At 69.4% G+C, this 24650-nt stretch carries 24 protein-coding genes; 2 read left to right on the top strand and 22 right to left on the bottom strand.

Features of this window, described 5'->3' with window-relative positions; all coding sequences use genetic code 11:
* Nucleotides 1-11: 11 nt before the first annotated feature.
* From ACFYZZ_RS30785 to ACFYZZ_RS30710, 16 genes are all read right to left on the bottom strand, one after another.
* Entirely contained in the window at nt 12-1505 is a 1494-nt protein-coding gene (locus ACFYZZ_RS30785) for a cytochrome P450 (RefSeq protein ID WP_389182765.1), read from the bottom strand.
* Nucleotides 1506-1551: 46 nt separating this feature from the next.
* Entirely contained in the window at nt 1552-2172 is a 621-nt protein-coding gene (locus ACFYZZ_RS30780; protein ID WP_386574722.1) for an ATP/GTP-binding protein, read from the bottom strand.
* Nucleotides 2153-2569 (bottom strand): DUF742 domain-containing protein, encoded by a 417-nt coding sequence (locus tag ACFYZZ_RS30775; protein WP_389182761.1) that lies wholly within the window; start codon nt 2567-2569, stop codon nt 2153-2155. The genes ACFYZZ_RS30780 and ACFYZZ_RS30775 overlap by 20 nt, the downstream gene beginning before the upstream one ends.
* Nucleotides 2566-2970, bottom strand: a complete 405-nt coding sequence (locus ACFYZZ_RS30770; RefSeq protein ID WP_145882813.1) for a roadblock/LC7 domain-containing protein — start codon at nt 2968-2970, stop codon at nt 2566-2568. The genes ACFYZZ_RS30775 and ACFYZZ_RS30770 overlap by 4 nt, the downstream gene beginning before the upstream one ends.
* Nucleotides 2967-4634, bottom strand: coding sequence for a sensor histidine kinase (locus tag ACFYZZ_RS30765; RefSeq protein WP_389182758.1), 1668 nt, complete (start codon nt 4632-4634; stop codon nt 2967-2969). Before ACFYZZ_RS30765 ends, ACFYZZ_RS30770 begins: the two co-directional genes overlap by 4 nt.
* A 397-nt stretch (nt 4635-5031) precedes the next feature.
* Complete coding sequence (locus tag ACFYZZ_RS30760) at nt 5032-7884, bottom strand: DEAD/DEAH box helicase (protein WP_389182755.1); 2853 nt, start codon at nt 7882-7884, stop codon at nt 5032-5034.
* A gap of 84 nt (nt 7885-7968) precedes the next feature.
* Nucleotides 7969-8913 carry a twin-arginine translocase subunit TatC gene (tatC, locus tag ACFYZZ_RS30755; RefSeq protein WP_389182752.1) on the bottom strand — a complete coding sequence of 315 codons (945 nt, stop codon included), beginning with the start codon at nt 8911-8913 and terminating at the stop codon, nt 7969-7971.
* 48 nt (nt 8914-8961) lie between these two features.
* Complete coding sequence (tatA, locus tag ACFYZZ_RS30750; RefSeq protein ID WP_389182749.1) at nt 8962-9261, bottom strand: Sec-independent protein translocase subunit TatA; 300 nt, start codon at nt 9259-9261, stop codon at nt 8962-8964.
* 214 nt (nt 9262-9475) lie between these two features.
* Nucleotides 9476-9670, bottom strand: coding sequence for a hypothetical protein (locus ACFYZZ_RS30745; RefSeq protein WP_386574713.1), 195 nt, complete (start codon nt 9668-9670; stop codon nt 9476-9478).
* A 20-nt stretch (nt 9671-9690) separates the two neighbouring features.
* Nucleotides 9691-9951 carry a hypothetical protein gene (locus ACFYZZ_RS30740; protein ID WP_386575014.1) on the bottom strand — a complete coding sequence of 87 codons (261 nt, stop codon included), beginning with the start codon at nt 9949-9951 and terminating at the stop codon, nt 9691-9693.
* Between the two features lie 92 nt (nt 9952-10043).
* The gene (locus tag ACFYZZ_RS30735; protein WP_389182745.1) at nt 10044-11087 is read right to left on the bottom strand and encodes a helix-turn-helix transcriptional regulator; all 1044 of its coding nucleotides are present in this window, start codon (nt 11085-11087) and stop codon (nt 10044-10046) included.
* A gap of 19 nt (nt 11088-11106) precedes the next feature.
* Nucleotides 11107-12084: a helix-turn-helix transcriptional regulator gene (locus ACFYZZ_RS30730; RefSeq protein WP_389182742.1), complete on the bottom strand. Its 978-nt coding sequence runs from the start codon at nt 12082-12084 to the stop codon at nt 11107-11109.
* A gap of 146 nt (nt 12085-12230) precedes the next feature.
* Nucleotides 12231-12602, bottom strand: coding sequence for an FKBP-type peptidyl-prolyl cis-trans isomerase (locus ACFYZZ_RS30725; protein ID WP_386574710.1), 372 nt, complete (start codon nt 12600-12602; stop codon nt 12231-12233).
* 94 nt (nt 12603-12696) lie between these two features.
* Nucleotides 12697-13695, bottom strand: coding sequence for an FKBP-type peptidyl-prolyl cis-trans isomerase (locus tag ACFYZZ_RS30720; RefSeq protein ID WP_389182739.1), 999 nt, complete (start codon nt 13693-13695; stop codon nt 12697-12699).
* 143 nt (nt 13696-13838) lie between these two features.
* Nucleotides 13839-15200: a Pup--protein ligase gene (gene pafA / locus ACFYZZ_RS30715; protein WP_381668611.1), complete on the bottom strand. Its 1362-nt coding sequence runs from the start codon at nt 15198-15200 to the stop codon at nt 13839-13841.
* 9 nt (nt 15201-15209) lie between these two features.
* Nucleotides 15210-16469, bottom strand: coding sequence for an MFS transporter (locus ACFYZZ_RS30710; protein ID WP_389182736.1), 1260 nt, complete (start codon nt 16467-16469; stop codon nt 15210-15212).
* Between the two features lie 90 nt (nt 16470-16559).
* Here ACFYZZ_RS30710 and ACFYZZ_RS30705 point away from each other — a divergent pair, with 90 nt between their 5' ends.
* A complete protein-coding gene (locus ACFYZZ_RS30705) occupies nt 16560-17576 on the top strand; it encodes a LacI family DNA-binding transcriptional regulator (protein WP_389182733.1) in 1017 nt (338 codons plus the stop codon).
* A 59-nt stretch (nt 17577-17635) separates the two neighbouring features.
* Here ACFYZZ_RS30705 and prcA read toward each other — a convergent pair whose 3' ends face one another.
* From prcA to arc, 6 genes are all read right to left on the bottom strand, one after another.
* Nucleotides 17636-18400, bottom strand: coding sequence for a proteasome subunit alpha (gene prcA, locus ACFYZZ_RS30700; protein ID WP_389182730.1), 765 nt, complete (start codon nt 18398-18400; stop codon nt 17636-17638).
* A gap of 61 nt (nt 18401-18461) precedes the next feature.
* On the bottom strand, nt 18462-19307 hold the full coding sequence (gene prcB / locus ACFYZZ_RS30695) for a proteasome subunit beta (RefSeq protein WP_389182727.1): 846 nt from the start codon (nt 19305-19307) through the stop codon (nt 18462-18464).
* Entirely contained in the window at nt 19288-19770 is a 483-nt protein-coding gene (locus ACFYZZ_RS30690; protein ID WP_389182725.1) for an endonuclease VII domain-containing protein, read from the bottom strand. Before ACFYZZ_RS30690 ends, prcB begins: the two co-directional genes overlap by 20 nt.
* Nucleotides 19771-19891: 121 nt before the next feature.
* Nucleotides 19892-20110, bottom strand: coding sequence for a ubiquitin-like protein Pup (locus ACFYZZ_RS30685; RefSeq protein WP_030608326.1), 219 nt, complete (start codon nt 20108-20110; stop codon nt 19892-19894).
* Nucleotides 20111-20282: 172 nt separating this feature from the next.
* A complete protein-coding gene (dop, locus tag ACFYZZ_RS30680; RefSeq protein ID WP_389182723.1) occupies nt 20283-21794 on the bottom strand; it encodes a depupylase/deamidase Dop in 1512 nt (503 codons plus the stop codon).
* 232 nt (nt 21795-22026) lie between these two features.
* Nucleotides 22027-23793, bottom strand: coding sequence for a proteasome ATPase (gene arc, locus ACFYZZ_RS30675; RefSeq protein ID WP_389182720.1), 1767 nt, complete (start codon nt 23791-23793; stop codon nt 22027-22029).
* A gap of 441 nt (nt 23794-24234) precedes the next feature.
* Between arc and ACFYZZ_RS30670 the strand changes: the two genes are divergently transcribed.
* Nucleotides 24235-24537, top strand: coding sequence for a ferredoxin (locus ACFYZZ_RS30670; protein ID WP_389182717.1), 303 nt, complete (start codon nt 24235-24237; stop codon nt 24535-24537).
* The last annotated feature ends 113 nt before the right edge of the window (nt 24538-24650 follow it).

The raw sequence follows: 24650 nt of genomic DNA, 5'->3' as shown, positions 1-24650 counted from the left end.
GCTCCCCTCGCTCACTCCCCCCGCCACCAGCGCAGCATCCGCTGCCACACGTTCTGGCGGCGGGGCTGCACCGGTGCCGCGGGCGCCGGCTCGGGGGCGGGGCGCGGGATCGCCGGGGCGGGCTCCGGCATGGGGGCCGGTTCCGGGCGGACGGAGCCGACCTGCCAGGTGGCGCGCTGGGTCGGGATGTGCGACGCGCTGGGCGGCAGGCCGGCGTCCTGCTGGGGCTTCGGTTCGAAGCGCACCGGCAGGGCCACCAGGTGCCGGGAGGCGATGGACGACCGCCAGCGCAGGTCCTCCTCGGGGCAGTCCAGCTGGATGTCCGAGAGCCGCGTCAGCAGGGCGTCCACGCCGACGTCGGCGATGGCACGGCCGATGTCCTGGCCGGGGCACTCGTGGGGGCCGCCGCCGAAGGCGAGGTGGGACCGGTTGCCCTGCATGTTGGCGGACAGGTCGGGCCGCACCCGCGGGTCCACGTTGCCCGGGGCGGGCGCGAAGAGCAGCCCGTCGCCCTTGCGGATGCGCTGGCCGCCCAACTCGGTGTCCTGCTTCGCGAAGTATCCGAGGACGGTGCTGAACGGCGGCTCGTCCCACAGGGACTGCTCGATCGCCTCCGGCACGGTCATCTGGCCGCCGTTGAGCTGGGCGCGGAAGCCCGGCTCGGTGAGGACCATGCGCAGCGCGTTGGCGAGCAGGTTGGCGGTGGCCTCGTAGGCCGCGAAGAAGACGAGGCGCAGGTGTTCGCGGACCTCGTCGTCGGTCAGTCCCGCGGGGTGGGTGATGAGGTGACTGGTGAAGTCGTCGTCGGGCCGGGCACGGCGGCGGGTGGTGAGCCGGCTCAGCGCGTCCATGACGTAGCCGTGGCTCTGGATGGCGGTCTCGGTGCCCTTGAGCGCGTCGCGGGCGGCCTGCACCATCCGGTCGTTGTACTCCTCGGGCATGCCGAGGATCTCGCACATGACGGCCATCGGCAGGTGCTCGGCGAACTGGGAGACGAGGTCGGCCCGGCCGAGTTCGCAGAAGTCGTTGACCAGTTCCTGGGTGTAACGGCCGATGTGGCGGCGCATGCTGCGGTGGTCGATGGTCGACATGGCGCCGGTGACCGCCGCGCGCAGCCGCTGGTGTTCGTCGCCCTCGGCGAACGCGCAGATGGGCTGCCAGGCGATGTGCGGCATGAGCGGGTGGTCGGGCTTGACCATGCCCTCCTGCAGCGCGGTCCAGATCCGGCTGTCGCGGGCGTACTGGGAGGGGCTGCGGACCATGTGCAGGTTCTCGGAGTGCCCGAGGACCACCCACACCGGTACGTCCTCATGGAGCAGCGCGGGCGCGACGCTGCCGTGCTCCTCCCGCAGCCGTTCGTAGAGGTCGTCCAGGTCCGCCGCGTCGGGGCCGTAGAGCCGGTGCAGTCCTCCGGGACCGAGGCCGTGCGCCGGGCAGCCGGGCGGCGGGCCGGCAGTGGCGTCGGTGGCGTCGGTGCCGGTGAGGGATGGGGGTTCAGGCGTCACAGTGTCGCTCCGGAACGGGAGATGTGGGGGTCGGGTCGGATGGGGGTCAGGTGAGGGCGCCGGACATGGCGAGCGAGTGCAGGAAGCGCATCAGGGTCATCAGCACGTCCTTGCTGGAGGCCCGGCGGCGCACGTCGCAGTCGATGATCGGGATCTCCGGGGCCAGGTCCAGCGCGGTGCGCAGTTCCTCGGTCGGGTAACGAGGCGCGTCGGGGAAGGAGTTGACGGCGACGACGAACGGGACGCCGCGTTCCTCCAGGCGTCCCATGACGTCGAAGCTGACTTCCAGGCGGCGGGTGTCGACCAGGACGACCGCGCCGAGCGCGCCCTCGAACAGGCCGTTCCACAGGAACCAGAAGCGTTCCTGGCCGGGGGTGCCGAAGAGGTAGAGCACCAGCTTGTCGGTGATGCTGATGCGGCCGAAGTCCATGGCCACGGTGGTGGCGGTCTTGGACTCGGAGCCGTAGTTGTCGTCGACCCCGATCCCGGCCTGGGTCATGGTCTCCTCGGTGGTCAGCGGCCTGATCTCGCTGACCGAACCGACCATGGTGGTTTTGCCGACGCCGAAGCCGCCCACGATCACGATCTTCACCGCGGCCTGGGCCGTCTGCGGGAGGTGATCCTCGGTGCGTGGGCCGGGGATGGTGTCAGAGCCGTTGAAGTCCATGCATCACCGCTTCGAGGAGAGAACGGTCCGGGAGCGCCTTGCGGACGATCGGGGCGCGCGCCTGCACCAGTTCGTTCGTGATCAGCTCGGTGATCAGGACGGTCATCGCGCTGAACGGCAGGTTGAGGTAGGCCGAGAGCTCGGCCACGGACAGGGGGGAGGTACAGAGCTGGATCACGGCCGCCTCCTCCGGTGAGGCCGACGGCGGTGGCGCGGATCGCGCCACGATCAAGGTGACCAGGTCGAGTTCGGCCCGGCCGCCGTCGGCGGTGTCGGCGATGGCGTACAGCCGCTCGGGGTTCCCGGGCTTCTCCTTGCCGTCCGCCGGTGCGGGCAGCGGCGGCGGTGGAGGCTGCAGTTGCTGCGGCAGGCGCCGTTTGCGTTGCGGAGGAGTCATACGGTCTGCCCGTTCCGCCGGGGCGGACTGGTGAGGTGGGCTCCGATCCGGACGACGAGGTCGCGCATCATGCCGGCCATCCGGCCGGGCTCGCAGGTCACGTCGGCGAGCACGGCCAGGTAGGCGTTGGCGCCGGCGTCCATGAGGTAGAAGTAGCCGCCCTCGATCTCGATGACGACGAGCTTCATGTCGCCGGCACCCTCGATCTCCTGGATGATGGCACCGGCGAGGCTCTGAACGCCCGCGCAGGCGGCGGCCACCCGGTCGGCCGCGTCGGGGTCGCCGCCGTAGCGGGCGATGCGCAGTCCGTCGGCGGAGAGGACCACGATCATCTGGACGCCCGGTACGCCGTCGTTGAGTTGCTTGAGCATCCAGTCGAAGTTGCCTCGCTGCTGGATCACTTGAGGTTCCCCTCGTCGTCGTCGGTGGCGCCCTCGATGGGGGTGTCCGAATCGTTGAGCAGGTGCAGGTACTTGGTGGGGTTCCGGGTGAAGTCGGTCAGTTCGGGTGCGGTGGCGTCCTCGGGCATGCCCTTGCGCAGGCCGTTCCAGAAGTCGTCGACCCACATGCCCGGCGGCCGGTCCCGGAGCTTTTGGATCTCGGGGTCGATCTCGGGCCCGGGCTCGGGTTCGGGCTTGGGCTGGGACCAGATGGTCGGCTTGCCCTCGCGCTCGGCGCGCTCGATGGCGGCCTGTTCGGCGTACCGCTGACTGAGCGGGGTCTTCACCCGGCTGCGGCGCTGCGGAAGACCGCCCGCCGTCCACTCGGTGACCTCGGGGACGTCGTCCTCCATCGAGATCCCGGCGGGGATGCGGGGGCTGGTGGGGCGGCGCTTCTTGGGCCTGCGCTTCGGGCCCTCCACCGCGCCGAGTTCGGGCTTGGGTACACCGGTGGCACCGATGCCGTGGGCGGCGCCGACGCCGGGCTCGGTGGTGGTCATGACGCGCGGTACGACGAGGATCGCGCGGACGCCGCCGTAGGCGGAGGCGCGCAGCGAGACCTGCATGTCGAAGGCCTTGCACAGCCGGCCGACGACGGCGAGGCCGAGGCGCGGGTTCGAGCCCAGGTTCTCCGCGTCGTCGCCCGCCATGGCGTCGTAGATCGCCTTCTCGATGCGGGCACGGCCTTCCTCGCTGAGGCTGACGCCGGCGTCCTCGATCTCGATGACGAGGCCGGACTGCACCTCGGCGGCGGTGACGTGCACCTTGGTCGACGGCGGCGAGTAGCGGGTGGCGTTGTCGAGGAGTTCGGCGGCCGCGTGCAGGAGCGGCTCGACGGACGTGCCCTTGATGTTGATGTTGACGATGGAGTTCAGCTCGATGCGCCGGTACTCCAGGATCCGGGACATGGCACCGCGCAGCACGCTGTAGAGCGAGACGGGCAGCGGCCACTGACGGCCGGGGCGGCCGCCGCCGAGCACGGAGATGGTGTCGGCGAGACGGCCGATCAGCGCGGTGCCGTGGTCGATGCGCAGCAGGTCGTCGAAGACCTCGGGGTTGCGGCCGTGGTCCTCCTCCATCTCCCGCAGTTCGTTGGCCTGCTGGTGGACGATGGCCTGGATGCGGCGGGCGATGCTGACGTAGGAGCGCTCGGTGGCGTCGCGCATCGAGATCTCGAAGTCGGCGCCCTTCAGCGCCGTGCGCAGCAGGGTGCGCTGCGACTCGGGCATGTGGCGCAGTTCGGGCTCGTTGTCGACGACCTTGCGCATCACCTCTCTGACCGGTTCTCCGTGGCGCAGCCGGAGAAGCGCGGTGGGCAGGACGTCGGCGCCGAGGCGGACGATCTCCGCGTCGTGGGCGGCGAGGCGGCGCTCCAGATACGCCGTGTGACGAGCGTGCTCGGCCTGTGTCTCGCGGAGTCTGCGTCCGCGGCGGACGGCTTCGACGGCCGTGGCGAGGACCAGCAGCAGGGCCACGGCCCCGCACCCGCCGACGGCGATCCGGGCCGAGGCCGGAGCCAGGGCGACGGCCGCCGCGGTCGCCGCGGCCATCGCTATGGCCGGCAGCAACAGCACGCGCGCATAAGGACGTTCACGGCCACCGGGAGGCTTTTGAACACTCACCATGGATGCCTTCTGAGACGAATCGGCTGGGTGTCAGGAGAGCTTGCGGGGGGAAGAGTCATGGAACCGAAGGGATCATCGGGAAGTTTGGGAACAGACGCACGATTTCAGCTCAACTCGGTGCGCCGCGGGCGAGCTTAGTCCGACCGGATCATCGCCGTGTCATATTCGGCAAGCACCTGAAATCGCCCATGCAACAGGAGTACGCTCGGCCCATTTGCACGCTCGGCAATCATTCGAACGCGACACGTGACGACGTACGGGCGTACGAAAACTACTCACCGTGATGAGTGAAAAGGGGGCTCGGACTCCGGCGCTCAGGCTGGGCATCGAGCAGCACGCGGACGGGCGCCGAGCCACGCTCGGCGCCCGTCCGGCGTCGGCACTCGCCGACGAGACATCACCCCACCGACGAGTAGGCGACAACCCCTCGCAGCAACTGATCGACAGCCTTGCGCGCGGCCTTGGCCACCGTCGAGCCCGCCACCGGAGATGCCGCCGAGATCTGCCCGAGGACATCGATGACCTGCTTGCACCACCGCACGAAGTCACCCGCGGGCATCTCCGCCTCGCGCAGCACCTCGTCGAGCCCCGTCCCCGAGGCCCACATGTACGCGGCCCAGGCGAAGCCGAGGTCCGGCTCGCGCTGGCCGACGCCCTCGGTCTGGGTGATCCGGAACTCCTCCTCCAGACCGTCCAGCCGGCCCCAGATCCGGACCATCTCGCTGAGCGCGGCCTTCGCCTTGCCGGAGGGCAGCTTGGGCGTCATGGCGTCGTCGCCGACCCGGGCCTCGTACACCAACGCCGAGACGCAGGCGGCGAGTTCGGCCGGGCCCAGACCCTCCCAGACGCCCTCGCGCAGGCACTCGCTGGCCAGCAGGTCGAGTTCGCCGTAGAGCCGGGCGAGCCGCTTGCCGTGCTCGGTGACCTCGTCGCCGCGCAGGTAGTCCAGCTCCGTCAGCAGCGCGACGATCCGGTCGAAGGTCCGCGCGATGGTGTTCGTGCGGCCCTCGATGCGCCGCTCCAGCTGCGAGGTGTCGCGCAGCAGCCGGTGGTACCGCTCGGCCCAACGGGCGTGGTCCTCACGGTCGTTGCACCCATGGCACGGATGTGCCCGGATCTCCGTGCGCAGCCGGGCGATCTCACGGTCGTCGGCGGCCTGCGAGCGCTTCTTGCGGGCCCGCTCCGGCGGGATGTGCCCGGCCTTGCTGCGCAGCGCGGAGGCGAGGTCCCGACGGGACTGCGGCGAGCGCGGGTTGAAGGACTTCGGGATCCGCATCCGGTCCAGCGGCTCGACCGGCACCGGGAAGTCCATCGACGCCAGCCGCTTGACCTGCCGTTCGGCGGTCAGCACCAGCGGGCGCGGGCCGTCGTGGTGGTCGAAGCCGCGGTGGCCGTTGGAGCGGCCGGCGGGCAGGCCGGGGTCCAGCACCAGGGCCAGCCCGGCGTACTTGCCCGTGGGGACGTGGATGACGTCACCCGGCTTGAGCTTCTCCAGCGCCACGGCCGCCTCGGCCCGGCGCTGGTTGGCGCCCTGCCGGGCCAGCTCGGTCTCACGGTCCTTCAGTTCGCGGCGCAGCCGCGCGTACTCGTCGAAGTCGCCGAGGTGGCAGGTCATGGAGGCCTTGTAGCCCTCCAGGCCCTCCTCGTTGCGCTGCACCTGCCGGGAGATCCCGACGACCGACTTGTCGGCCTGGAACTGCGCGAAGGAGGTCTCCAGCAGCTCGCGCGAGCGGTGCCGGCCGAACTGCTCGACCAGGTTGACCGCCATGTTGTACGACGGCTTGAAGCTGGAGCGCAGCGGATACGTACGGGTGCCGGCAAGTCCCGCGAGGTGCTCGGGGCTCATCCCGCGCTGCCACAGCACCACGGCATGACCCTCGACGTCGATGCCACGCCGGCCCGCACGCCCCGTCAACTGGGTGTACTCACCGGGCGTGATGTCGGCGTGCTGCTCGCCGTTCCACTTGACGAGCTTCTCCAGGACCACCGAGCGGGCGGGCATGTTGATGCCCAGGGCGAGGGTCTCGGTCGCGAACACGGCCTTGACCAGCCCGCGTACGAACAGCTCCTCGACGACCTCCTTGAAGGTCGGCAGCATGCCCGCGTGATGGGCGGCGATGCCCCGCTCCAGGCCCTCCAGCCACTCGTAGTAGCCGAGGACGTGCAGGTCCTCGGACGGGATCGCGGCGGTGCGCTCCTCGACCAGCGCGCGCACCTTCTCCCGCGCCTCCTCGTCGTTGAGCCGCAGGCCCGCGTACAGGCACTGCTGGACGGCGGCCTCGCAGGCGGCGCGGCTGAAGATGAAGGTGATCGCGGGCAGCAGGCCCTCGGAGTCGAGGCGCTCGATGACCTCGGGCCGGCCCGGCGTCCACACGCGCGAGCGCTGTCTGCGCTCCCGCTCGCGGTCGGCCTCGCGCATCGCACGGCCGCGCCGGCGGTCCTGGTACGACGGCCGGGTCGACTCCATGCGGGCGAGGCGGACGAGGTCGGGGTTGACGGCCTTCTTGTGGCCCTCGCCCTCCTCGAACAGGTCGTACATCCGGCGCCCGGCGAGCACGTGCTGGAACAGCGGCACGGGCCGGTGCTCGGAGACGATCACCTCGGTGTCACCACGGACGGTGTCCAGCCAGTCACCGAACTCCTCGGCGTTGGACACGGTCGCCGACAGCGACACCAGGGTCACCGACTCGGGCAGGTGGATGATCACTTCTTCCCAGACGGCGCCGCGGAAGCGGTCGGAGAGGTAGTGCACCTCGTCCATGACCACGTAGCCGAGGCCGAGGAGGGTCTGCGAGCCGGCGTACAGCATGTTCCGCAGCACCTCGGTGGTCATCACGACCACCGGGGCGTCGGAGTTGATGCTGTTGTCTCCGGTGAGGAGGCCGACCATGCCGTCTCCGTAGCGGCGGCACAGATCGGCGTACTTCTGGTTCGACAGCGCCTTGATGGGTGTCGTGTAGAAGCACTTCTTGCCCTGCAGCAGGGCGAGGTGGACGGCGAACTCGCCCACGATCGTCTTGCCCGAGCCGGTGGGGGCGGCCACCAGGACGCCCTTCCCCTCTTCGAGGGCCTGGCAGGCCTCGATCTGGAAGGGGTCGAGGCCGAAGTCGTACATCTCGCGGAAGGACGCGAGCGCGGTGGCCTGCTCGGCTGCCCGCCTCCGGGCTGCCGCGTACCGCTCGGCCGGTGAGAGATCCTCTGTCATCGTGCTTTCGAGCGTACCGGGCGGCACTGACAACAGGACGATCATTATCCGGATCTTGGGTTGTTCGACAACGACGGACGGCCCCGTCCTCGAGGGCGGGGCCGTCGCGTCATGCTGCTCGGTGCGGTCTCAGGTCACGTCGTCGTAGCCGTTGACCCGGTCCGTGCTCGTCTGCTCGGGCAGGGCGCGGGCGGCCGGGACGGGCTCGATGGAGCCGATGTCCTCGGGCGTGAGGTCCAGGTCGGAGGCCTCGTCGTCCCCGGGGCCGTCGGCCTCGCGGCGGGCCCGGCGCCGGTCGTTGATCAGCGCGATGCCCACGGCGATGAAGTAGAGCGCCCAGATCGGAGCCGCCAGTGCCAGCATCGTCATCGGGTCGGGGCTGGGCGTGGCCACGGCCGCGAAGCCTGTGATGCCGACGACCATGCCGCGCCACCAGCCCAGCATGCGCCGCCCGGACAGGACGCCTGTGAGGTTGAGCATGACCAGCAGCAACGGCATCTCGAAGGCGAGGCCGAAGACGACGATCATGCGGGTGACCAGGTCCAGCAGATCGTCCAGCGGCAGCAGGTTCTCGGCACCGCTGGGCGTGAGGTCGATCATCACCCGCGCGGTGGTGGGCAGCACGTGGAACGCGAGGTAGCCGCCGCCGAGGAAGAGCGGGAAGCCGAAACCGACGAAGGCGTAGGCGTACTTCTTCTCGGCGCGGTGCAGGCCCGGCGCGACGAACGCCCACAGCTGGTAGAGCCAGACCGGGGAGGCGAGCACGACACCGGCCATCAGGGCGACCTTCAGGGCCAGGGTGAACGGCGCCAGCAGGCCGCTGACGGTGATGTGCGCGCAGTGGACGTTCTTGGCGTTGGCCAGCTCACCGAAGGACTGATGGCAGCCGATCTCGTCGAGCACCGGCTCGGTGATGAAGTTGACGATGTCCCTGTAGAAGAACGCTGCCACGATCGTGACGACCACGATCGCCAGGACACCCTTGGCGAGCCGGTTGCGCAGCTCACGCAAGTGATCCACGAGCGGCATCCGCCCCTCGGGATCCCTTTCCTTCTTGCGGGCAGACTTGAGCAACCCACATCCTCATCTCGTGCAGCGGACCGGATGCCCCCGGCCCTCGCGTCAGCGCTGGGTCGTGTCCGTCGGCTCGTTGACCGGGCGGGAGCTGGTCACGTCGCCGGGGGCGGCCTGGATCGTGCGCTGAGCCGGAGCGGGCTCCTCGGTGGACTGGGCGGTGCCGGCGGACTGGGCGGTGCCGGCCTGCTTGCCGTCGTCCTTCATCGCCTTCGCCTCGCTCTTCAGGATGCGCGCGGACTTGCCGAGCGAGCGCGCCATGTCCGGAAGCTTCTTGGAGCCGAACACCAGGAGGATCACCAGAACGAAGAGCAGCAGGTGCCACGGCTCAAGTCCGTTGCGGAACATAAATCTTCACCTTCTCACCGAGGCGGGATGTCCGACAGGTCGGACACTTGTCCGGACGTCATGCTGGCTGCGATCGTAACGCCTGGGGATGAACGCGGGACAATCCCCGGGCGTACTCCTGCTCTGCGGACCGCGCTGCGTCCATGGGCCGCGATCAGCAGCGTACCTGGCCGGGAGGGCAGGGTGACAGGGCGAAGCGACGCAGGAGGGAAGCTCACAGGGACTCCACGGCGCGGGCCGTGCTCACCGCCGCCCGCTCCAGATCCTCGGCCGCCCTGTTGATACGCCGCGCGGAGTCGGAGACCTGCTCCCCGAGGCGCCGCGCCTCCAGGAAGACCCGGACGGCGAGCACCCCCAGCACGGCGAGACCCAGGAAACCCACGGCTACCGCGAACATCGGCCAGAACATGACGTCGAGCCTAGACGGTCCTACACCGTGGAGTGCAGCCGCAGGGTCCTGACACCGCCGCCGGTGAGCAGCTCGACGATGCGCTCCCCGGCGGGCTTGCGCACCGAGGAGCCGCAGTCGGGGCAGGTGAACGAGTAGAACGTCGTCCGGCTCGTGGCACCGATGGCCAGGCGCAGGGCGCTCGCGGCGAGTTCGAAGCGGCCCCGGCAGTCCGGGCAGCCGGCCTTGAACACCACGGGGACCACTCTCCTCATCCCGGCGAAGGCGGCCGCCACCGTCATTTCCCCAGCACCGGACCCCGGAGACTCGTTCAAAGCCGTCGCTCCTCTTTTTTTCTGGTCGTTCGCCTTCGGGGCGCCACAGCCCCGGCGGCTCACTCCTGCCTCTCGTACTGCCCGTCGTTCCCATCGTCGTGACCACCGGGCGCCGCCGGGGGCGGTGTGTCGTACGCCGCCAGGGCCTCGCCGGCCGCCGTGCGGGCGCTGTCGGCCAGCTCGGGCGGCGAGACGATCCTGCCGTCGCGGCCCAGACGCAGGGCCAGCCGGCGCAGGGAGGCCGGATCGGGGGTGCGCAGAGTGATACGCAGCCCGCCGTCGGGAAGCTCATCGGCGCTGTCGTGCGGGTAGTACTCGGCCACCCAGCGGCCACCGGGGCCGACCTCGATCACGACCTCCGGATCCTCGGCGGCCGGCTGCACCAGGGCCTCGGACAGGTCCCGCAGCTCGATCTCCGGCGGTGCGGAGGGCTCGTCCAGGATCCTGATCTCGGCGACCCGGTCGAGCCGGAACGTACGCCGGGCCTCGGAGCGGCGGCACCAGGCCTCCACATAGGTGTGTCCGACGCTGACCAGGCGGATGGGGTCGATCTCGCGCTCGGTGACCTCGTCACGGGCGGGTGAGTAGTAGCGGATCCACAGCCGGCGGCGCTCCGAGATCGCCCGGTCGACGTCGGCGAAGACACCGCCCTCGGACTCGAAGGTCACCGAGAGACGGGAGCTGGCACCGGCGACCTCACCGGCCGCCGCCTCCACCTTGGCCGTCGCCCGCAGCAGGGCCTGGCGGTCGCTCTCCCGCAGGCCGGGCAGGGTCGACACCGCGCGGGCGGCCACCAGCAGGGCCGTGGCCTCGTCGGCGGCGAGCCGCAGCGGCTCGGCCGCCTCCTCGCCGAGCGCGGCCGCGTTGTGCCACCAGATGCGCTCGCCGTCGGTGTCGATGTCCAGCAGGTCGCCGCCGCGGAAGCTGGTGCCGCACATGGGCAGCAGATCGAGGTCGGAGACCAGCTCGTCCTCGGTGATGCCGAAGGCGCGCGCGACGTCCGCGATCCGGGCGCCGGGGCGCTCCCTGAGGTACGTGACCAGGGAGAGCATCCGCCGGGTCTGGTCGATGGCGTTCACGGGCCTGACCGGTTTGCCTGCCATGGTTGTGCTCCGCTTCCCCTCAGCCCTTGGCCACGGCACGCAGCCGGTCCACCACATCGGCCCGCAGCTCGGCCGGCTCCACGACGACCACGTCCGGCCCGAACTCCACCAGCCAGGCGTCCAGGCCGTGCCCGTACGGAATCTCCAACTCGTCCCAGCCGTCACCGAGTTCCCGGACCTTGGTGGCTTTCGCCCGAAGGGGGTAACCGGCGCCGGCACGCAGCCTGATCAGCGCCGAACGGTCGGCGATCTCGCCCGCCCAGCCCGCGACGGTCTCGCGCACGGTGACGACGTCCGGAACGGGCGCGGTGAAGCCGGTGCCCCGCGAGCGCACCCGCCCGGTGATCCGGGAGAGCCGGAAGACACGCTCGGCGCCCCGGTCGCGGTCCCAGCCGGCCAGATACCAGTGGCCGCGCCAGCACTCAAGGGCCCACGGCTCCACATGCCGGGTTTCGGGGTGGGCTGCGGTGGCCTTGCGGTAGTCGAAGACGACCGGGCGGCGGTCGCGGCAGGCCAGCATCAGCGGCTCGAACGCGGCCTCGTGCACCGGGATGCGCGGCTCCAGGGCACCGTGGGCCTCGTACGGGTCGACGTCCTCGGGCAACCCCGCCGCGCGCAGCTTCTGCAGGGCGCCGCTGGCCGCTCCGGCCAGGCGGGCCTGCTGCCAGACCTTGGCGGCGAGACCGAGGGCGGCGGCCTCCTCGGCGTCCAGGGTGATGGGGGGCAGGCGGTTGCTGTCGCGGCGGGCGAGGTAGCCGACCTCCCCGTCGAGGTTCTCGACGGTCTCGATCACCAGGCCCAGCTCACGCAGGTCGTCCTTGTCCCGCTCGAACATCCGGTTGAAGGAGTCGTCCGAGCCCGCCGCGCCCTTTTCCGGCCTGACAGCCTCGACGTAAGCCTCGATCGAATCGCGAAGCTCCCGCTTGCTGAGCGGCCGCCGTGTCCCGAGCAGACACAGCGCGAGGTTCATCAGCCGCTCTGCCTTGGCAATGGCCATCGACGCCCTTCGCCTTCCTGTGGTGCTTACGGACGACGACCGTACCGCTCGCAAGTGGCCTGGCAAAGCCGAGGGCCCATGCCCGGACAGGCATGGGCCCCAGTCGATCGGGTCCGGTCGGATCCCGAACACTGGCCGTACGACGATCAGACCGCGATCAGGTCCACCACGAAGATCAGCGTCTCGCCGGGCTTGATCGCCGGGGTCGGGCTCTGGTTGCCGTAGGCGAGGTGCGCCGGGATGGTCAGCTGGCGGCGGCCGCCGACCTTCATGCCCTGCACGCCGAGGTCCCAGCCCTTGATGACCCGGCCGCCACCCAGCGGGAAGCGGAACGGCGTGCCGCGGTTCCAGCTGGCGTCGAACTCCTCGCCCGTGCTGAAGGCAACACCCACGTAGTGGACGGTGACGTTCTGGCCCGCCTCCGCAACGGCGCCGTCACCCTCCCAGATGTCCTTGATCTCGAGGTCCGCCGGGGGCTCGCCGCCCGGGAAGTCGATCTCGGGCTTGTCGATGCTCACGTCAAAAGCTCCTGCTTGTGTACGACACGAAACACGGACAGTCTTTCATCCCCGCTGGTCTGCCGCCTGCCATCGCCACCACGGCGCGGCACGGCTACATCGCGGCCAGGATGTCCACCGAGAACACCAGCGTGGAGCCCTTCTTGACGGCACCGCCGCTCGGCGGGTTGTCGCCGTAACCCAGCTCCGGCGGGACGACGACGAGGACCCTGCTGCCCACCTTCTTGCCGGTCAGCCCCTCAGCCAGGCCCTTGACGGCCTGCTGCATCTGCTCCAGCGAGAACTGGCTGAGCCGCCCGGAGCCGTACGTCTGCTGGAACGTCTTTCCGCCGTCCCAGACCACGGCCTTGAACTGGCACAGGATCGCCTGGTTCGCCTTGAGCTCGTCGCCGTCCCCCTCCAGGACGTAGTTCGACACCAGCTTCTTCGGCGGCTCGGACTTCGGGACGGTGATCTCGGGTGCCTTGCCGTCGGTGTTGGTGCCGACCTTGGGCAGGGCGGCGTCGGTCTGCGGGACCGGCTTGCCGTGGGAGGAGCTCTTGGAGTTGAAGGAGTCCATCAGGTCGATGACGAAGACCAGGGTGTCGGTGCCCTTGATGCCCGCCTGCGGGTTGCCCGACTTGCCGTAGCCCAGCTCCGGCGGGACGGCCAGCTCAATCCGGCTGCCCACCTTCTTGCCCGCGATCGCGTACCGCCAGCCGTCGATGATGCTGCCCTGGGCGAGCTGGATGACCAGCGGGTTGCGGTCGTAGGAGTTGTCGAAGACCTTGGCGGTGCTCCAGATCTGGCCCAGGTAGTTCGCCTGGATGAAGTCGTTCTCCGCGACCGTGCGGCCGCTGCCCGCGATGACCGTCTTGACCGCGAGGTTCTTCGAGGGCTCGCCCGTCCCCTTGGCGACCGTGGGCTTCTCGCCGAACTTCGTGCCCGCCGTGATCGCCGGCAGCGGCCCCTCCACGATCTTGGGCGGGGGTGTGGACTTCGAGGGCGACGGTGACGCACTGGCCTTGCTGGAGTCGGACTTGTCGTCGCCGCACGCGGCGAGCGTGACCAGCCCTGCGGGTACAGCGGCGAGGAGGAGGGAGCGTCGGCGCACGGAGATGCCTCGTAATCGGTCGATCTTGTGGATTGGCGTGCGCGCAACTCTACGACGCGAGAAGGGCGCCGTACGGAAAACGTACGACGCCCGTGTGGCGTTCCGGCAATCCGGTGCGGAAACGCTTGACTCACGTACCTTTGTCACATTCCGGCGATGAGCTTCTCCACCCGGTCGTCCACCGAACGGAACGGGTCCTTGCACAACACGGTGCGCTGTGCCTGGTCGTTGAGCTTGAGGTGCACCCAGTCGACCGTGAAGTCCCGGCGCTGTTCCTGTGCCCTGCGGATGAAGTCGCCGCGCAGCCGGGCCCGAGTGGTCTGCGGGGGAACCGACTTGCCCTCGAAGATCTTCAAGTCGTTGCAGATCCGGGTGGCTTGGCCCCTTTTCTCCAGCAGGTAGTACAGACCACGACGGCGGTGGATGTCGTGGTAGGCGAGGTCTATCTGGGCGACCCGCGGGTGCGACATGGTCATGTTGTGCTTGGCCCGGTACCGCTCGATGAGCTTGTACTTCATGACCCAGTCGATCTCGGTGCCGATGCGGTCGAGTTCCTCGGTCTCGATCGCGTCGAGGGTGCGGCCCCACAGCTCCAGGACCTGAGCGACGGTACCGGTGCGGATGCCGCGGCGGTCGCAGAAGTCCACGGCCTTGTCGAAGTACTCGCGCTGCACCTCCAGCGCGGAGGCCTCCCGGCCGCTGGCCAGGCGCACCTTGCGCCGGCCGGTGATGTCGTGGCTGACCTCGCGAATCGCCCGGATCGGGTTCTCCAGGGTGAGGTCGCGCATCACGGTGCCCGCCTCGATCATGCGCAGCACCAGGTCGGTAGCGCCGACCTTGAGCAGCATGGTCGTCTCGGACATGTTGGAGTCGCCCACGATGACGTGCAGGCGGCGATAGCGCTCGGCGTCCGCATGCGGTTCGTCGCGGGTGTTGATGATGGGCCTGGAGCGGGTCGTCGCCGAGGAGACGCCCTCCCAGATGTGCTCCGCGCGCTGGCTGACGCAGTAGACGGCGCCGCGCGGGGTCTGCAGGACCTTGCCCGCGCCGCACAGCAGCTGCCTGGTCACCAGGAAGGGGATGAGGATGTCCGCGAGCCGGGAGAACTCCCCGTGCCGTGCCACCAGATAGTTCTCGTGGCAGCCGTAGGAGTTGCCCGCCGAGTCGGTGTTGTTCTTGAAGAGGTAGACGTCGCCCGCGATTCCCTCCTCGTGCAGGCGTCGTTCCGCGTCCACCAGGAGTCCTTCGAGAATGCGCTCGCCGGCCTTGTCGTGGGTGACCAGTTCGATCACGTTGTCACATTCGGGTGTCGCGTATTCCGGATGTGACCCCACGTCGAGATAGAGCCGGGCGCCGTTTCGCAGAAAGACATTGCTGCTGCGGCCCCATGACACGACACGGCGGAAGAGGTACCGCGCCACCTCGTCAGGAGACAGGCGCCGCTGTCCCCTGAACGTGCACGTGACGCCGTACTCGTTCTCCAGCCCGAAAATGCGGCGGTCCATGACTGAACATTACGCCCGATCCCCTGAGCTGAAACGGGGTTCGGCAGCACGATTTGGATCATTTTCCGATGAAGCCGCAACAACCCCGCTCCGCGCGGGAGCTGCGAGGACCCGTCCGGTGGCGAGCAGGACCAGCAGGGACACGGCCCCCGCGACGCCCGGGAGGGCGAATCCCCACAGCGCGCCACCGGCCTGGACCACCGGGCCCGCCAGCCCCGTTCCGACCGAGGCACCCACGGTGAACGTCGTCACAAGCCAGGAGAACGCCTCGGTGACGGTTCCGCTCGGCGCGTGCCGGTCGACGATGATGAACGCGCAGGCGATGCAGGGGGCGAGGAACACTCCGGAGACCACGGTGAGCAGCACCATGGCGACCGCTCCCGGCATCAGCATCAGCGGCAGGTAACACACCGCCAGAAGCGCCACCAGGATCCGCAGTCGCCGCTCGGGCGTGCCGCTCCACTGGCGCGCGCCGTAAACGGTGCCGCCGAGAAGGGCCCCGAGGCCGAGCGCGGCCATCAGCCAGCCGTAGACGGCGTCACCGCCGTGGTCGTCGGCGTACGGCACCGAGGCCACGGTGATGGAGCCGAGCGCGATGCCGACGAAGAAGAAGGCGCCGAGCAGCACGAGCAGGCCGGGCGAGCGCAGGGCGCCGAGCCAGTGTGCCTCGCGCGGGGCCGAGCGCCACGCGCGCGAGGGCGGCGAGACGACCACCGAGAGGGCACCGAGGACGCCGACGGCGTTGAGCACCAGCAGGGCCGCACGCTCCGACCACAGGGACACGCACAGGGTCACCAGCAATGGGCCGACGGTGAACATCACTTCCTGCGCGACGGCGTCCATGGCGTACGCGGTGTGCACCTGCTCCTCGCGGCGCAGCACGGAGGGCCACAGGGCGCGCAGGCCGCCCTCCAGGGGCGGCGTGAAGAGGCCCGCGGCCGCGACGGCGGCGTACGCGAAGGACAGCGGGTCGGTGCCGGAGAAGGCGAAGGCCGTCATGGCGAGGGCGGAGAGGACGGCGGCGGGCAGCTGGACGCGCGGCTGGCCGTACAGGTCCACGAGGCGGCCGAGCACCGGCTGGCCCACGGCGTTGGCGACGCCGTACACGGCCGCGAGGGCGCCCGCCAGGCTGTACGTGCCGCCCTCGCCGCGGACGAACAGCACCAGGGCGATCGCGGCGGTCGCGTTGGGCAGCCGGCCCACCAGGGTGCCGGTCAGCAGACGGGCCGCGTGTCTCGCCCTGAGGATCTCCAGGTATCCCGCGGCCATGTCCCGCCTCCAAGTGTTACGTATAACGTCCCCAGTCATACGTACCATGTGCGCTGTTCGCACGTCCACATGAAGGAGCAGGCCCCCGCCGTGGCACGCAGCAGTACGCGCCCGACCAGCCGTGACGTCGCGCAGGCGGCCGGGGTCTCCCAGGCGGCCGTCTCGCTCGTCCTGGGCGACAAGTGGCGCGGCCGGGTCTCGGAGGCCACCGCCGAGCGGGTCCGGGAGGCCGCGCGCGAACTGGGCTACCGGCCCAACCTGGCCGCCCGCAATCTGCGCCTGGGCCGCACCCGCACGGTCCTGCTCGTGGTGCCGGCGCTGACCACCGAGTTCTTCGCCGGCGTCTACACGGGCGCGGCACGAGTGGCAGCCCGGCACGGCTTCGGCGTCGTGCTCTACCCCTCCCCCGAAGGCATCGGCCCGGCCCGCGACCCCTTCGCCTCCGCCCAGGCCGCCCTGGACGGCGTCATCGCCTCCTCGATGGCAGCCGACGCCCTCACCGCGATCCGCGGCGACCAGCTCCCGCTGGTCATGCTCGACAGCGACCCCGAGGGCAGTCTGGGCGCGGCAACGGTGAACCTGGACATCGCCGACGGCGTCCGGCAGGTCGCCGAGCACCTGCTGGGCCTCGGCCACCGCCGCGTCCTGCACCTGGCCGCCGACGTGCCCTCCTGGACGTTCGAGATGCGTGCGCGGGAGCTGGCAACGCGCCTGGCCGCCGTGCCGGGGACGCAGATCCGTACGGCCCCCGCGCCGATCTCCATCGAAGGCGCCCTGGCCGCCACCGAGGCCGCGTTCACCGCGCCCGGCCCCCGGCCGACGGCAGTGGTCTGCGACGACGACAAGCTGGCGGCCGGCGCCTACAAGGCCCTGCGCCGCCTGGGCCTGCGCGTGCCGGACGACGTCTCGGTGACCGGCCTGGACGACCTGGCCCTGGCCACGGCCCTCGACCCCGAGCTGACGACGGTACGACTGGACGCCGAGCTGTTCGGGGAACGCGGGATGGAGGCCCTGCTGGCCGTCCTGGAAGGCCGGGAGCCCGAGCGCGGGGACATTCCGGTGGAACTGGTCGTACGGGCGTCCACGGCGCCGCCTCGCACGTCCTGAACGCCGTGTGCCCCGGCCGCAGGACCGGTCGGGGCACACGGGAGCGGGATGCGGACGGGCTACTCCTCGGAGCCCTCTGCCTCGGAGCCCTCCTCCTCGGAGCTCTCCGCCTCGGTGGCCGCGCCGTTCTCCTCCAGGAGGCGCGCGAGCTGACGGCCGACGATGCGCTTGAACTTGCGGGTCTGCGGGCGGGTACGGTCCAGGACCGCGACCTCCAGACGCTCGGCGGGAATCTCCCGCTGAGTGCCGTTCGACTCGCGGGACAGAGCCTGAACGGCCAGCTTCAGCGCCTCGGCCAGGGTCATGCCGTCCTGGTGGCGCTGGTCCAGGTAATTGCTGATCAACTCCGCGTTGCCGCCCACCGCGACCGAGCCGTGCTCGTCGACGATCGAGCCGTCGTGCGGCAGCCGGTAGATCTGGTCGCCCTCGGGGGTGTCCCCGACCTCGGCGACTACCAGCTCCACCTCGTACGGCTTCTCTGCGGCACTGGAGAAGATCGTGCCCAGGGTCTGGGCGTAGACGTTGGCCAGACCACGGGCGGTCACGTCGTCCCGGTCGTAGGTGTAACCGCGCAGGTCGGCGTAGCGGACGCCGCCGATGCGGAGGTTCTCGTACTCGTTGTACTTACCGGCGGCCGCAAAGCCGATCCGGTCATAGATCTCGCTGAACTTGTGCAGCGCGCGGGACGGGTTCTCGCCGACGAAGACGATGCCGTCGGCGTACTGCAGCACGACCAGGCTGCGACCGCGGGCGATGCCCTTGCGGGCGTACTCCGCCCGGTCGGCCATGGCCTGCTGAGGTGAGACATAGAACGGCGTCGACACCGGTTATCCGTCCCTTTCTGTCATGGTCACTGGATCACCTTGATAAGAACCGGGCCCGCGCTCAGAGCAGGGCGGCCTTGGGACCGTCCGGCTCCTCCAGGCGGCGCTGCAGCACCGCGCGGGACAGCTCGGAGGCCTCGTCCTCGGAGAGCCGGCGGAAGCCGTCCTCGGTGATCACGGTGATGATCGGGTAGATCCGGCGGGCGACATCGGGACCACCGGTCGCCGAGTCGTCGTCAGCCGCGTCGTACAGGGCCTGGACCACCAGGGTCGTGGCCTGCTCCTCGGTCAGGTCGTCACGGAACAGCTTCTTCATGGCACCCCGGGCGAAGATCGAGCCGGAGCCCGTAGCGGCGAAGTTGTGCTCCTCGGAGCGGCCGCCCGTGACGTCGTAGGAGAAGATGCGCCCCCTCTCCCGGTCCAGGTCGAACCCGGCGAACAGGGGCACCACGGCCAGGCCCTGCATGGCCATGCCGAGGTTGGAACGGATCATGGTCGACAGCCGGTTCGCCTTGCCCTCCAGCGACAGCTGGGCGCCCTCGACCTTCTCGAAGTGCTCCAGCTCCAGCTGGAAGAGCTTGACCATCTCGACGGCCAGACCGGCGGTGCCGGCGATACCGACGGCCGAGTACTCGTCCGCCGGGAAGACCTTCTCGATGTCCCGCTGGGCGATGACGTTGCCCATGGTCGCGCGACGGTCACCGGCGAGCACGACGCCCCCGGGGAAGGTCGCGGCGACGATCGTCGTCCCGTGCGGCGCCTCCATCACCCCCTGGGTGGGCGGCAGCTGCCGCTTGCCGGGCAGCATCTCCGGTTGGTGCTCCGACAGGAAGTCCATGAAGGAGGAGGAGCCTGGCGTCAGGAAGGCAGCTGGTAGACGCCCGGTGCTACGAGTGTTGGCTTCCACGCGTTTCCTTCCAGGTAATCGGCAGTCGGTTCATCGCTTCGGGGTCGTCCCTCAACAGGCCGAGGCCGGAATTGCAGTTGAAGCACAGTACGCCACGGACCCTACCCGTCTTGTGGCAGTGATCCACATGCACGGCTGGGGCATCCAGGCAGATCGCACACAAGCCCCGCTGGGAGGCGATCAACGCGTCACGCTCGGCTTCGGTGAGGCCGTACTTGCGCTTGAAGTAGCTGGCCCGATTCCGCTCCGCGCGGCACGCCCGGCAGTAGCTCGCCCAGCCGTCGGACGTGGTCTTGTTCCGCTCCCACTCCGAGTACGGCTTCACGACGCCACACTGCGGACACCGCTTGTGACCCGGCGGCACGGAAACCTTCTCCCGCACCTTCTTGCCCTTGGCCTCTTGGCGCTCCCGGTAGTACTCGGCCGAGCACTCCCGGCAGTAGGCCTGAAGACCATCAGACATACCCCTGTTACTGGCGAACGCTGCCCTCGGCAGGTGCTCCCTACACCGAGAGCAGCGCTTCACCCCAGAATCTTCGCTCACCCCACCGCCCCCGGAACCTTCGAATCGAAGGCAAAAGGGTCTACTGGCCTCCCTTTTGAACGAATGACCGAACGAAATCCTCTGCGTTCTCCTCCAGGACATCGTCAATCTCGTCCAGGACGGAGTCCACGTCATCGCTCAGCTTCTCGTGCCGCTCCTTGAGGTCCTCCGAAGCCTGCGCGTCCTGCGCCTGCTCCTCGACCTCCTCGGTAGAGCGCGTGGCCTTCTGCTGGCCGCCGCCGGTGTCCTTGGTCGCCATAACCCTCACCCCGCTCAGTTCGCCTGCCGATCGGTGATGATCAGACCCTACAAGCCGGGTCCGACATCGGCCCCGCAGTTTCGACAACGTGCGGGGGCCACCTCGATGATTCCCGGGCGGCGGGATTTCCACCCTGTCCGCCCGGGCCGGTACGAGCGCCCGCTGAGCGCGCTCAGCTGCCTGACAGGACCCTGACCAGGTCTTCCGCCGTGCGGCAGCGGTCCAGCAGCTCCTTGACGTGATTTCGCGTTCCGCGTAGCGGTTCCAGGGTTGGAACGCGCTGCAACGAATCTCGGCCGGGGAGATCGAAAATGACCGAGTCCCAGCTCGCCGCGGCCACGTCGTCCGCGTACTGCTCCAGGCAGCGGCCGCGGAAGTACGCGCGCGTGTCCTCCGGCGGCTTGGTGCGGGCCCTGTCGACCTCGGACTCGTCCAGGAGCCGCTTGATGCGCCCGCGGGCCGCCAGACGGTTGTAGAGGCCCTTCTCGGCGCGTACGTCGGCGTACTGCAGGTCGACCAGGTGCAGCCGGGCGGCGTCCCAGTCGAGGCCGTCACGGCGGCGGTAGCCCTCCATCAGCTCCCGCTTGGCGACCCAGTCCAGTTCGCCGGCCAGGCTCATCGGGTCGTTCTCCAGCCGGTTGAGCGTGTCCTCCCAGCGGGAGAGCACGTCCTTGGTCTGCTCGTCTGCGTCCGCCCCGAAGCGTTCCTCGACGTACTTGCGGGACAGCTCGAAGTACTCCATCTGCAACTGGACCGCGGTGAGTGTGCGGCCGCTGCGCAGGGTGACCAGGCGCTTGAGGGACGGGTCGTGGGAGACCTGGTGGAGGGTGCGGACGGGCTGGTCCACGGCGAGGTCGACCGCGATGAAGCCGTCCTCGATCATGGACAGGACCAGGGCGGTCGTGCCGAGCTTGAGGTAGGTGGAGATCTCGGAGAGGTTGGCGTCGCCGATGATCACGTGCAGGCGGCGGTACTTCTCCGCGTCCGCGTGGGGTTCGTCGCGGGTGTTGATGATCGGGCGCTTGAGGGTGGTTTCGAGGCCGACCTCGACCTCGAAGTAGTCCGCGCGCTGGCTGAGCTGGAAGCCGTGTTCGTGGCCGTCCTGGCCGATGCCGACGCGGCCCGCTCCGGCGAAGACCTGGCGGGAGACGAAGAAGGGCGTGAGGTGGCGCACGATGTCCGAGAAGGGGGTCTCCCGCTTCATCAGGTAGTTCTCGTGCGTGCCGTAGGAGGCGCCCTTGTTGTCGGTGTTGTTCTTGTAGAGGTGGATGGGCTGGGCGCCGGGCAGCTGGGCGGCTCGCTCGGCGGCCTCGGCCATGATCCGCTCGCCGGCCTTGTCCCAGAGGACGGCGTCGCGGGGGTTGGTGACCTCGGGGGCGCTGTACTCGGGGTGGGCATGGTCCACGTACAGGCGCGCACCGTTGGTGAGGATCACGTTGGCGAGGCCGATGTCCTCGTCGGTGAGCTGGCTGGCGTCGGCGGCCTCCCGGGCGAGGTCGAAGCCTCGCGCGTCCCGTAGCGGATTCTCCTCCTCGAAGTCCCAGCGGGCTCGGCGGGCCCGGTGCATCGCCGCCGCGTAGGCGTTGACGATCTGGGACGAGGTGAGCATGGCATTGGCGTTCGGGTGGCCGGGGACGGAGATCCCGTACTCCGTCTCGATGCCCATTACTCGCCGTACGGTCATGCGGCCCTCCTTGCCCGGCGGCACCCTCGGTCGTGGGCGCCGCTCAAGTACCGCTGGAGCTCCGGTGCGTGTGCGGTGCCCGTCCCCGCACTGCGCGACTCGGCGGTAGGAACGAGCCTAGAACGCCTTTGCGCTGGTGGGGAGATCATTTGCGTCATTGCCTGCTCCGGTCGTGGCCAGAAAAACAGTCGGCTGCGGGTACCCGCCGAGGGCACCCGCAGCCGCCCTGCCTTTACAGGTACTGACCGGTATTCGCCACCGTGTCGATCGAGCGGCCGGTGTCCGCACCCTGCTTTCCGGTGATGAGCGTACGGATGTAGACGATCCGCTCGCCCTTCTTTCCGGAGATCCGGGCCCAGTCGTCCGGGTTGGTGGTGTTGGGCAGGTCCTCGTTCTCCTTGAACTCGTCCACGCAGGCCTGGAGCAGGTGGGAGACGCGGAGACCCTTCTGGTTCTTCTCCAGGAAGTCCTTGATCGCCATCTTCTTGGCGCGGCCCACGATGTTTTCGATCATGGCGCCGGAATTGAAGTCCTTGAAGTAGAGGACTTCCTTGTCGCCATTGGCGTAGGTGACCTCCAGGAAGCGGTTCTCCTCGGATTCGGCGTACATGTGCTCGACCGCCGTCTGGATCATGCTCTGGACGGTCGTCTCCTTGCTGCCACCGTGCTCGCCGAGGTCGTCGGCGTGCAGCGGGAGCCGCTCGGTGAGGTACTTGCCGAAGATGTCCTTAGCCGCCTCGGCGTCGGGACGCTCGATCTTGATCTTCACGTCGAGCCGGCCGGGGCGCAGGATGGCGGGGTCGATCATGTCCTCGCGGTTGGAGGCGCCGATCACGACCACGTTCTCCAGGCCCTCCACGCCGTCGATCTCGGCGAGCAGCTGCGGGACGATGGTGTTCTCCACGTCCGAGCTGACACCGGAGCCGCGGGTGCGGAAGAGGGACTCCATCTCGTCGAAGAAGACGATCACGGGGGTGCCCTCGCTGGCCTTCTCACGCGCACGCTGGAAGACCAGGCGGATCTGCCGCTCGGTCTCGCCGACGTACTTGTTGAGCAGTTCGGGGCCCTTGATGTTGAGGAAGAAGCTCTTGCCGGCGGCCTGGCCGGTCACCTCGGCGACCTTCTTGGCCAGCGAGTTCGCGACGGCCTTGGCGATCAGCGTCTTGCCGCAGCCGGGAGGCCCGTAGAGCAGGACGCCCTTGGGCGGCCGCAGCTCGTGCTCCTTGAAGAGGTCCGGGTAGAGGTAGGGCAGCTCGACCGCGTCGCGGATCGCCTCGATCTGGTTGCCGAGGCCGCCGATCTGCTCGTAGCCGATGTCGGGGACCTCTTCGAGGACGAGCTCCTCGACCTCGCTCTTGGGCACGACCTCGTAGACGTAGCCGGAGCGGGGCTCGAGCAGCAGGGCGTCGCCGGCGCGGATGGTGACGTCCAGCAGCGGCTCGGCGAGCCGTACCACCCGCTCCTCGTCGGTGTGCCCGAGCACGAGGGCGCGCTCGCCGTCCTCGAGGATCTCCTTGAGGGTGACGATGTCGCCGACGCTCTCGTACTCCATGGCCTCGACCACGTTGAGCGCCTCGTTGAGCATGACCTCCTGGCCGCGCCTGAGGTCGTCGAGTTCGACGCTCGGGCTGACGTTCACCCGCAGTTTGCGGCCGCCGGTGAAGATGTCGGCCGTGCCGTCCTCGTTGGCCTGCAGGAAGACGCCGAAGCCGGCCGGCGGCTGGGCGAGCCGGTCGACCTCCTCCTTGAGGGCCACGATCTGGTCGCGGGCCTCGCGGAGTGTGTTGGCCAGTCGCTCGTTCTGCGCGGAGACGCCGGCCAGGTTGGTCTGCAGCTCGACGATCCGCTCTTCGAGAATCCTCGTGTGTCGCGGAGAGTCGGCGAGCTTGCGTCGCAGGACGGCGATCTCCTGCTCAAGGTAGGCAATCTGCCCGGCCGGGTCGTCGGACCCTCGTCCCGGGCGGATGCCGCGGTTCATGTCGTCGTCGTGGGCTGCCACGGTCCTCACCTCCTCCAAGGGGAGCTGGACGCTTCCAGACCCTACCTGGGTGGGTGACGATTGAAACCCCTAGATCACAGAGACTGTCAAGGTGTGTCGTCGGTCACCCGGTGCGCTCCCTCTCGCAGGGAGGGAATACCCACTCAACGTGATTCGGAAGCGGGTTGTTCCTTGTCGGGAGCGGTCAAAACCCTTCAGGACTGGCCGGAGTTGTCCCTTCCGGGCCGGTCGGCCGGTACGCGGGCGGGCCTGCGGACGCTCCTGTGATCATCACGCAGAGCGACGATACGAGCGGTCGGTGTCACCGCCTGGCCGGCCTGAAGTGCTTCTCCGTCGGCGCAAAGGAGGCGGAGGTAGGGTCGAGGTGTTCAACAGCCGCTGGAGCGGACCCGGCTGGCCTTCGCGCCTCGGGCACCGCCCGGCGAACCGAAGGCAGGAGAGATGACCGTGCAGCAGGAGGCCCCGGGCGGCGAGGCGCTGGAGGTCTGGATCGACCAGGACCTGTGTACCGGCGACGGGATCTGCGCCCAGTACGCCCCCGAGGTGTTCGAGCTGGACATCGACGGGCTGGCCTATGTGAAGGGCGCGGACGACGAGCTGCTCCTGCACCGGGGGGCCACGACGCCGGTGCCGCTGCCGCTGCTCACGGACGTCGTGGACTCGGCGAAGGAGTGCCCCGGCGAGTGCATCCATGTACGCCGGGTTTCGGACAAGGTCGAGGTGTACGGGCCCGACTCGGAGTGAGCCGGGCCTCGGACAGGCCTAGACGAGTAGTTCCGATTGCGGGGTTCACGGACGCAGGGAGGGTGTCCAACATCGGGTTGTGACGACCGAGTTAGACACCCTCTTGACCGCAC

The organism is Streptomyces sp. NPDC001816, assembly GCF_042892235.1.
Taxonomy (GTDB): Bacteria; Actinomycetota; Actinomycetes; order Streptomycetales; family Streptomycetaceae; genus Streptomyces.
Note: the sequence above shows the minus strand (reverse complement) of the source record. Positions and strands in the feature narration are given on the sequence as shown.

Coding starts and splice junctions, on each gene's coding strand:
- ACFYZZ_RS30780 (WP_386574722.1), bottom strand. CDS start 2,172: ATGGACTTCAACGGCTCTGACACCATCCCCGGCCCACGCACCGAGGAT.
- ACFYZZ_RS30775 (WP_389182761.1), bottom strand. CDS start 2,569: ATGACTCCTCCGCAACGCAAACGGCGCCTGCCGCAGCAACTGCAGCCT.
- ACFYZZ_RS30765 (WP_389182758.1), bottom strand. CDS start 4,634: ATGGTGAGTGTTCAAAAGCCTCCCGGTGGCCGTGAACGTCCTTATGCG.
- ACFYZZ_RS30760 (WP_389182755.1), bottom strand. CDS start 7,884: ATGATCGTCCTGTTGTCAGTGCCGCCCGGTACGCTCGAAAGCACGATG.
- tatA (WP_389182749.1), bottom strand. CDS start 9,261: ATGTTCCGCAACGGACTTGAGCCGTGGCACCTGCTGCTCTTCGTTCTG.
- ACFYZZ_RS30745 (WP_386574713.1), bottom strand. CDS start 9,670: ATGTTCTGGCCGATGTTCGCGGTAGCCGTGGGTTTCCTGGGTCTCGCC.
- ACFYZZ_RS30740 (WP_386575014.1), bottom strand. CDS start 9,951: ATGACGGTGGCGGCCGCCTTCGCCGGGATGAGGAGAGTGGTCCCCGTG.
- ACFYZZ_RS30735 (WP_389182745.1), bottom strand. CDS start 11,087: ATGGCAGGCAAACCGGTCAGGCCCGTGAACGCCATCGACCAGACCCGG.
- ACFYZZ_RS30730 (WP_389182742.1), bottom strand. CDS start 12,084: ATGGCCATTGCCAAGGCAGAGCGGCTGATGAACCTCGCGCTGTGTCTG.
- pafA (WP_381668611.1), bottom strand. CDS start 15,200: ATGGACCGCCGCATTTTCGGGCTGGAGAACGAGTACGGCGTCACGTGC.
- ACFYZZ_RS30710 (WP_389182736.1), bottom strand. CDS start 16,469: ATGGCCGCGGGATACCTGGAGATCCTCAGGGCGAGACACGCGGCCCGT.
- ACFYZZ_RS30690 (WP_389182725.1), bottom strand. CDS start 19,770: ATGTCTGATGGTCTTCAGGCCTACTGCCGGGAGTGCTCGGCCGAGTAC.
- ACFYZZ_RS30685 (WP_030608326.1), bottom strand. CDS start 20,110: ATGGCGACCAAGGACACCGGCGGCGGCCAGCAGAAGGCCACGCGCTCT.
- dop (WP_389182723.1), bottom strand. CDS start 21,794: ATGACCGTACGGCGAGTAATGGGCATCGAGACGGAGTACGGGATCTCC.
- ACFYZZ_RS30670 (WP_389182717.1), top strand. CDS start 24,235: ATGACCGTGCAGCAGGAGGCCCCGGGCGGCGAGGCGCTGGAGGTCTGG.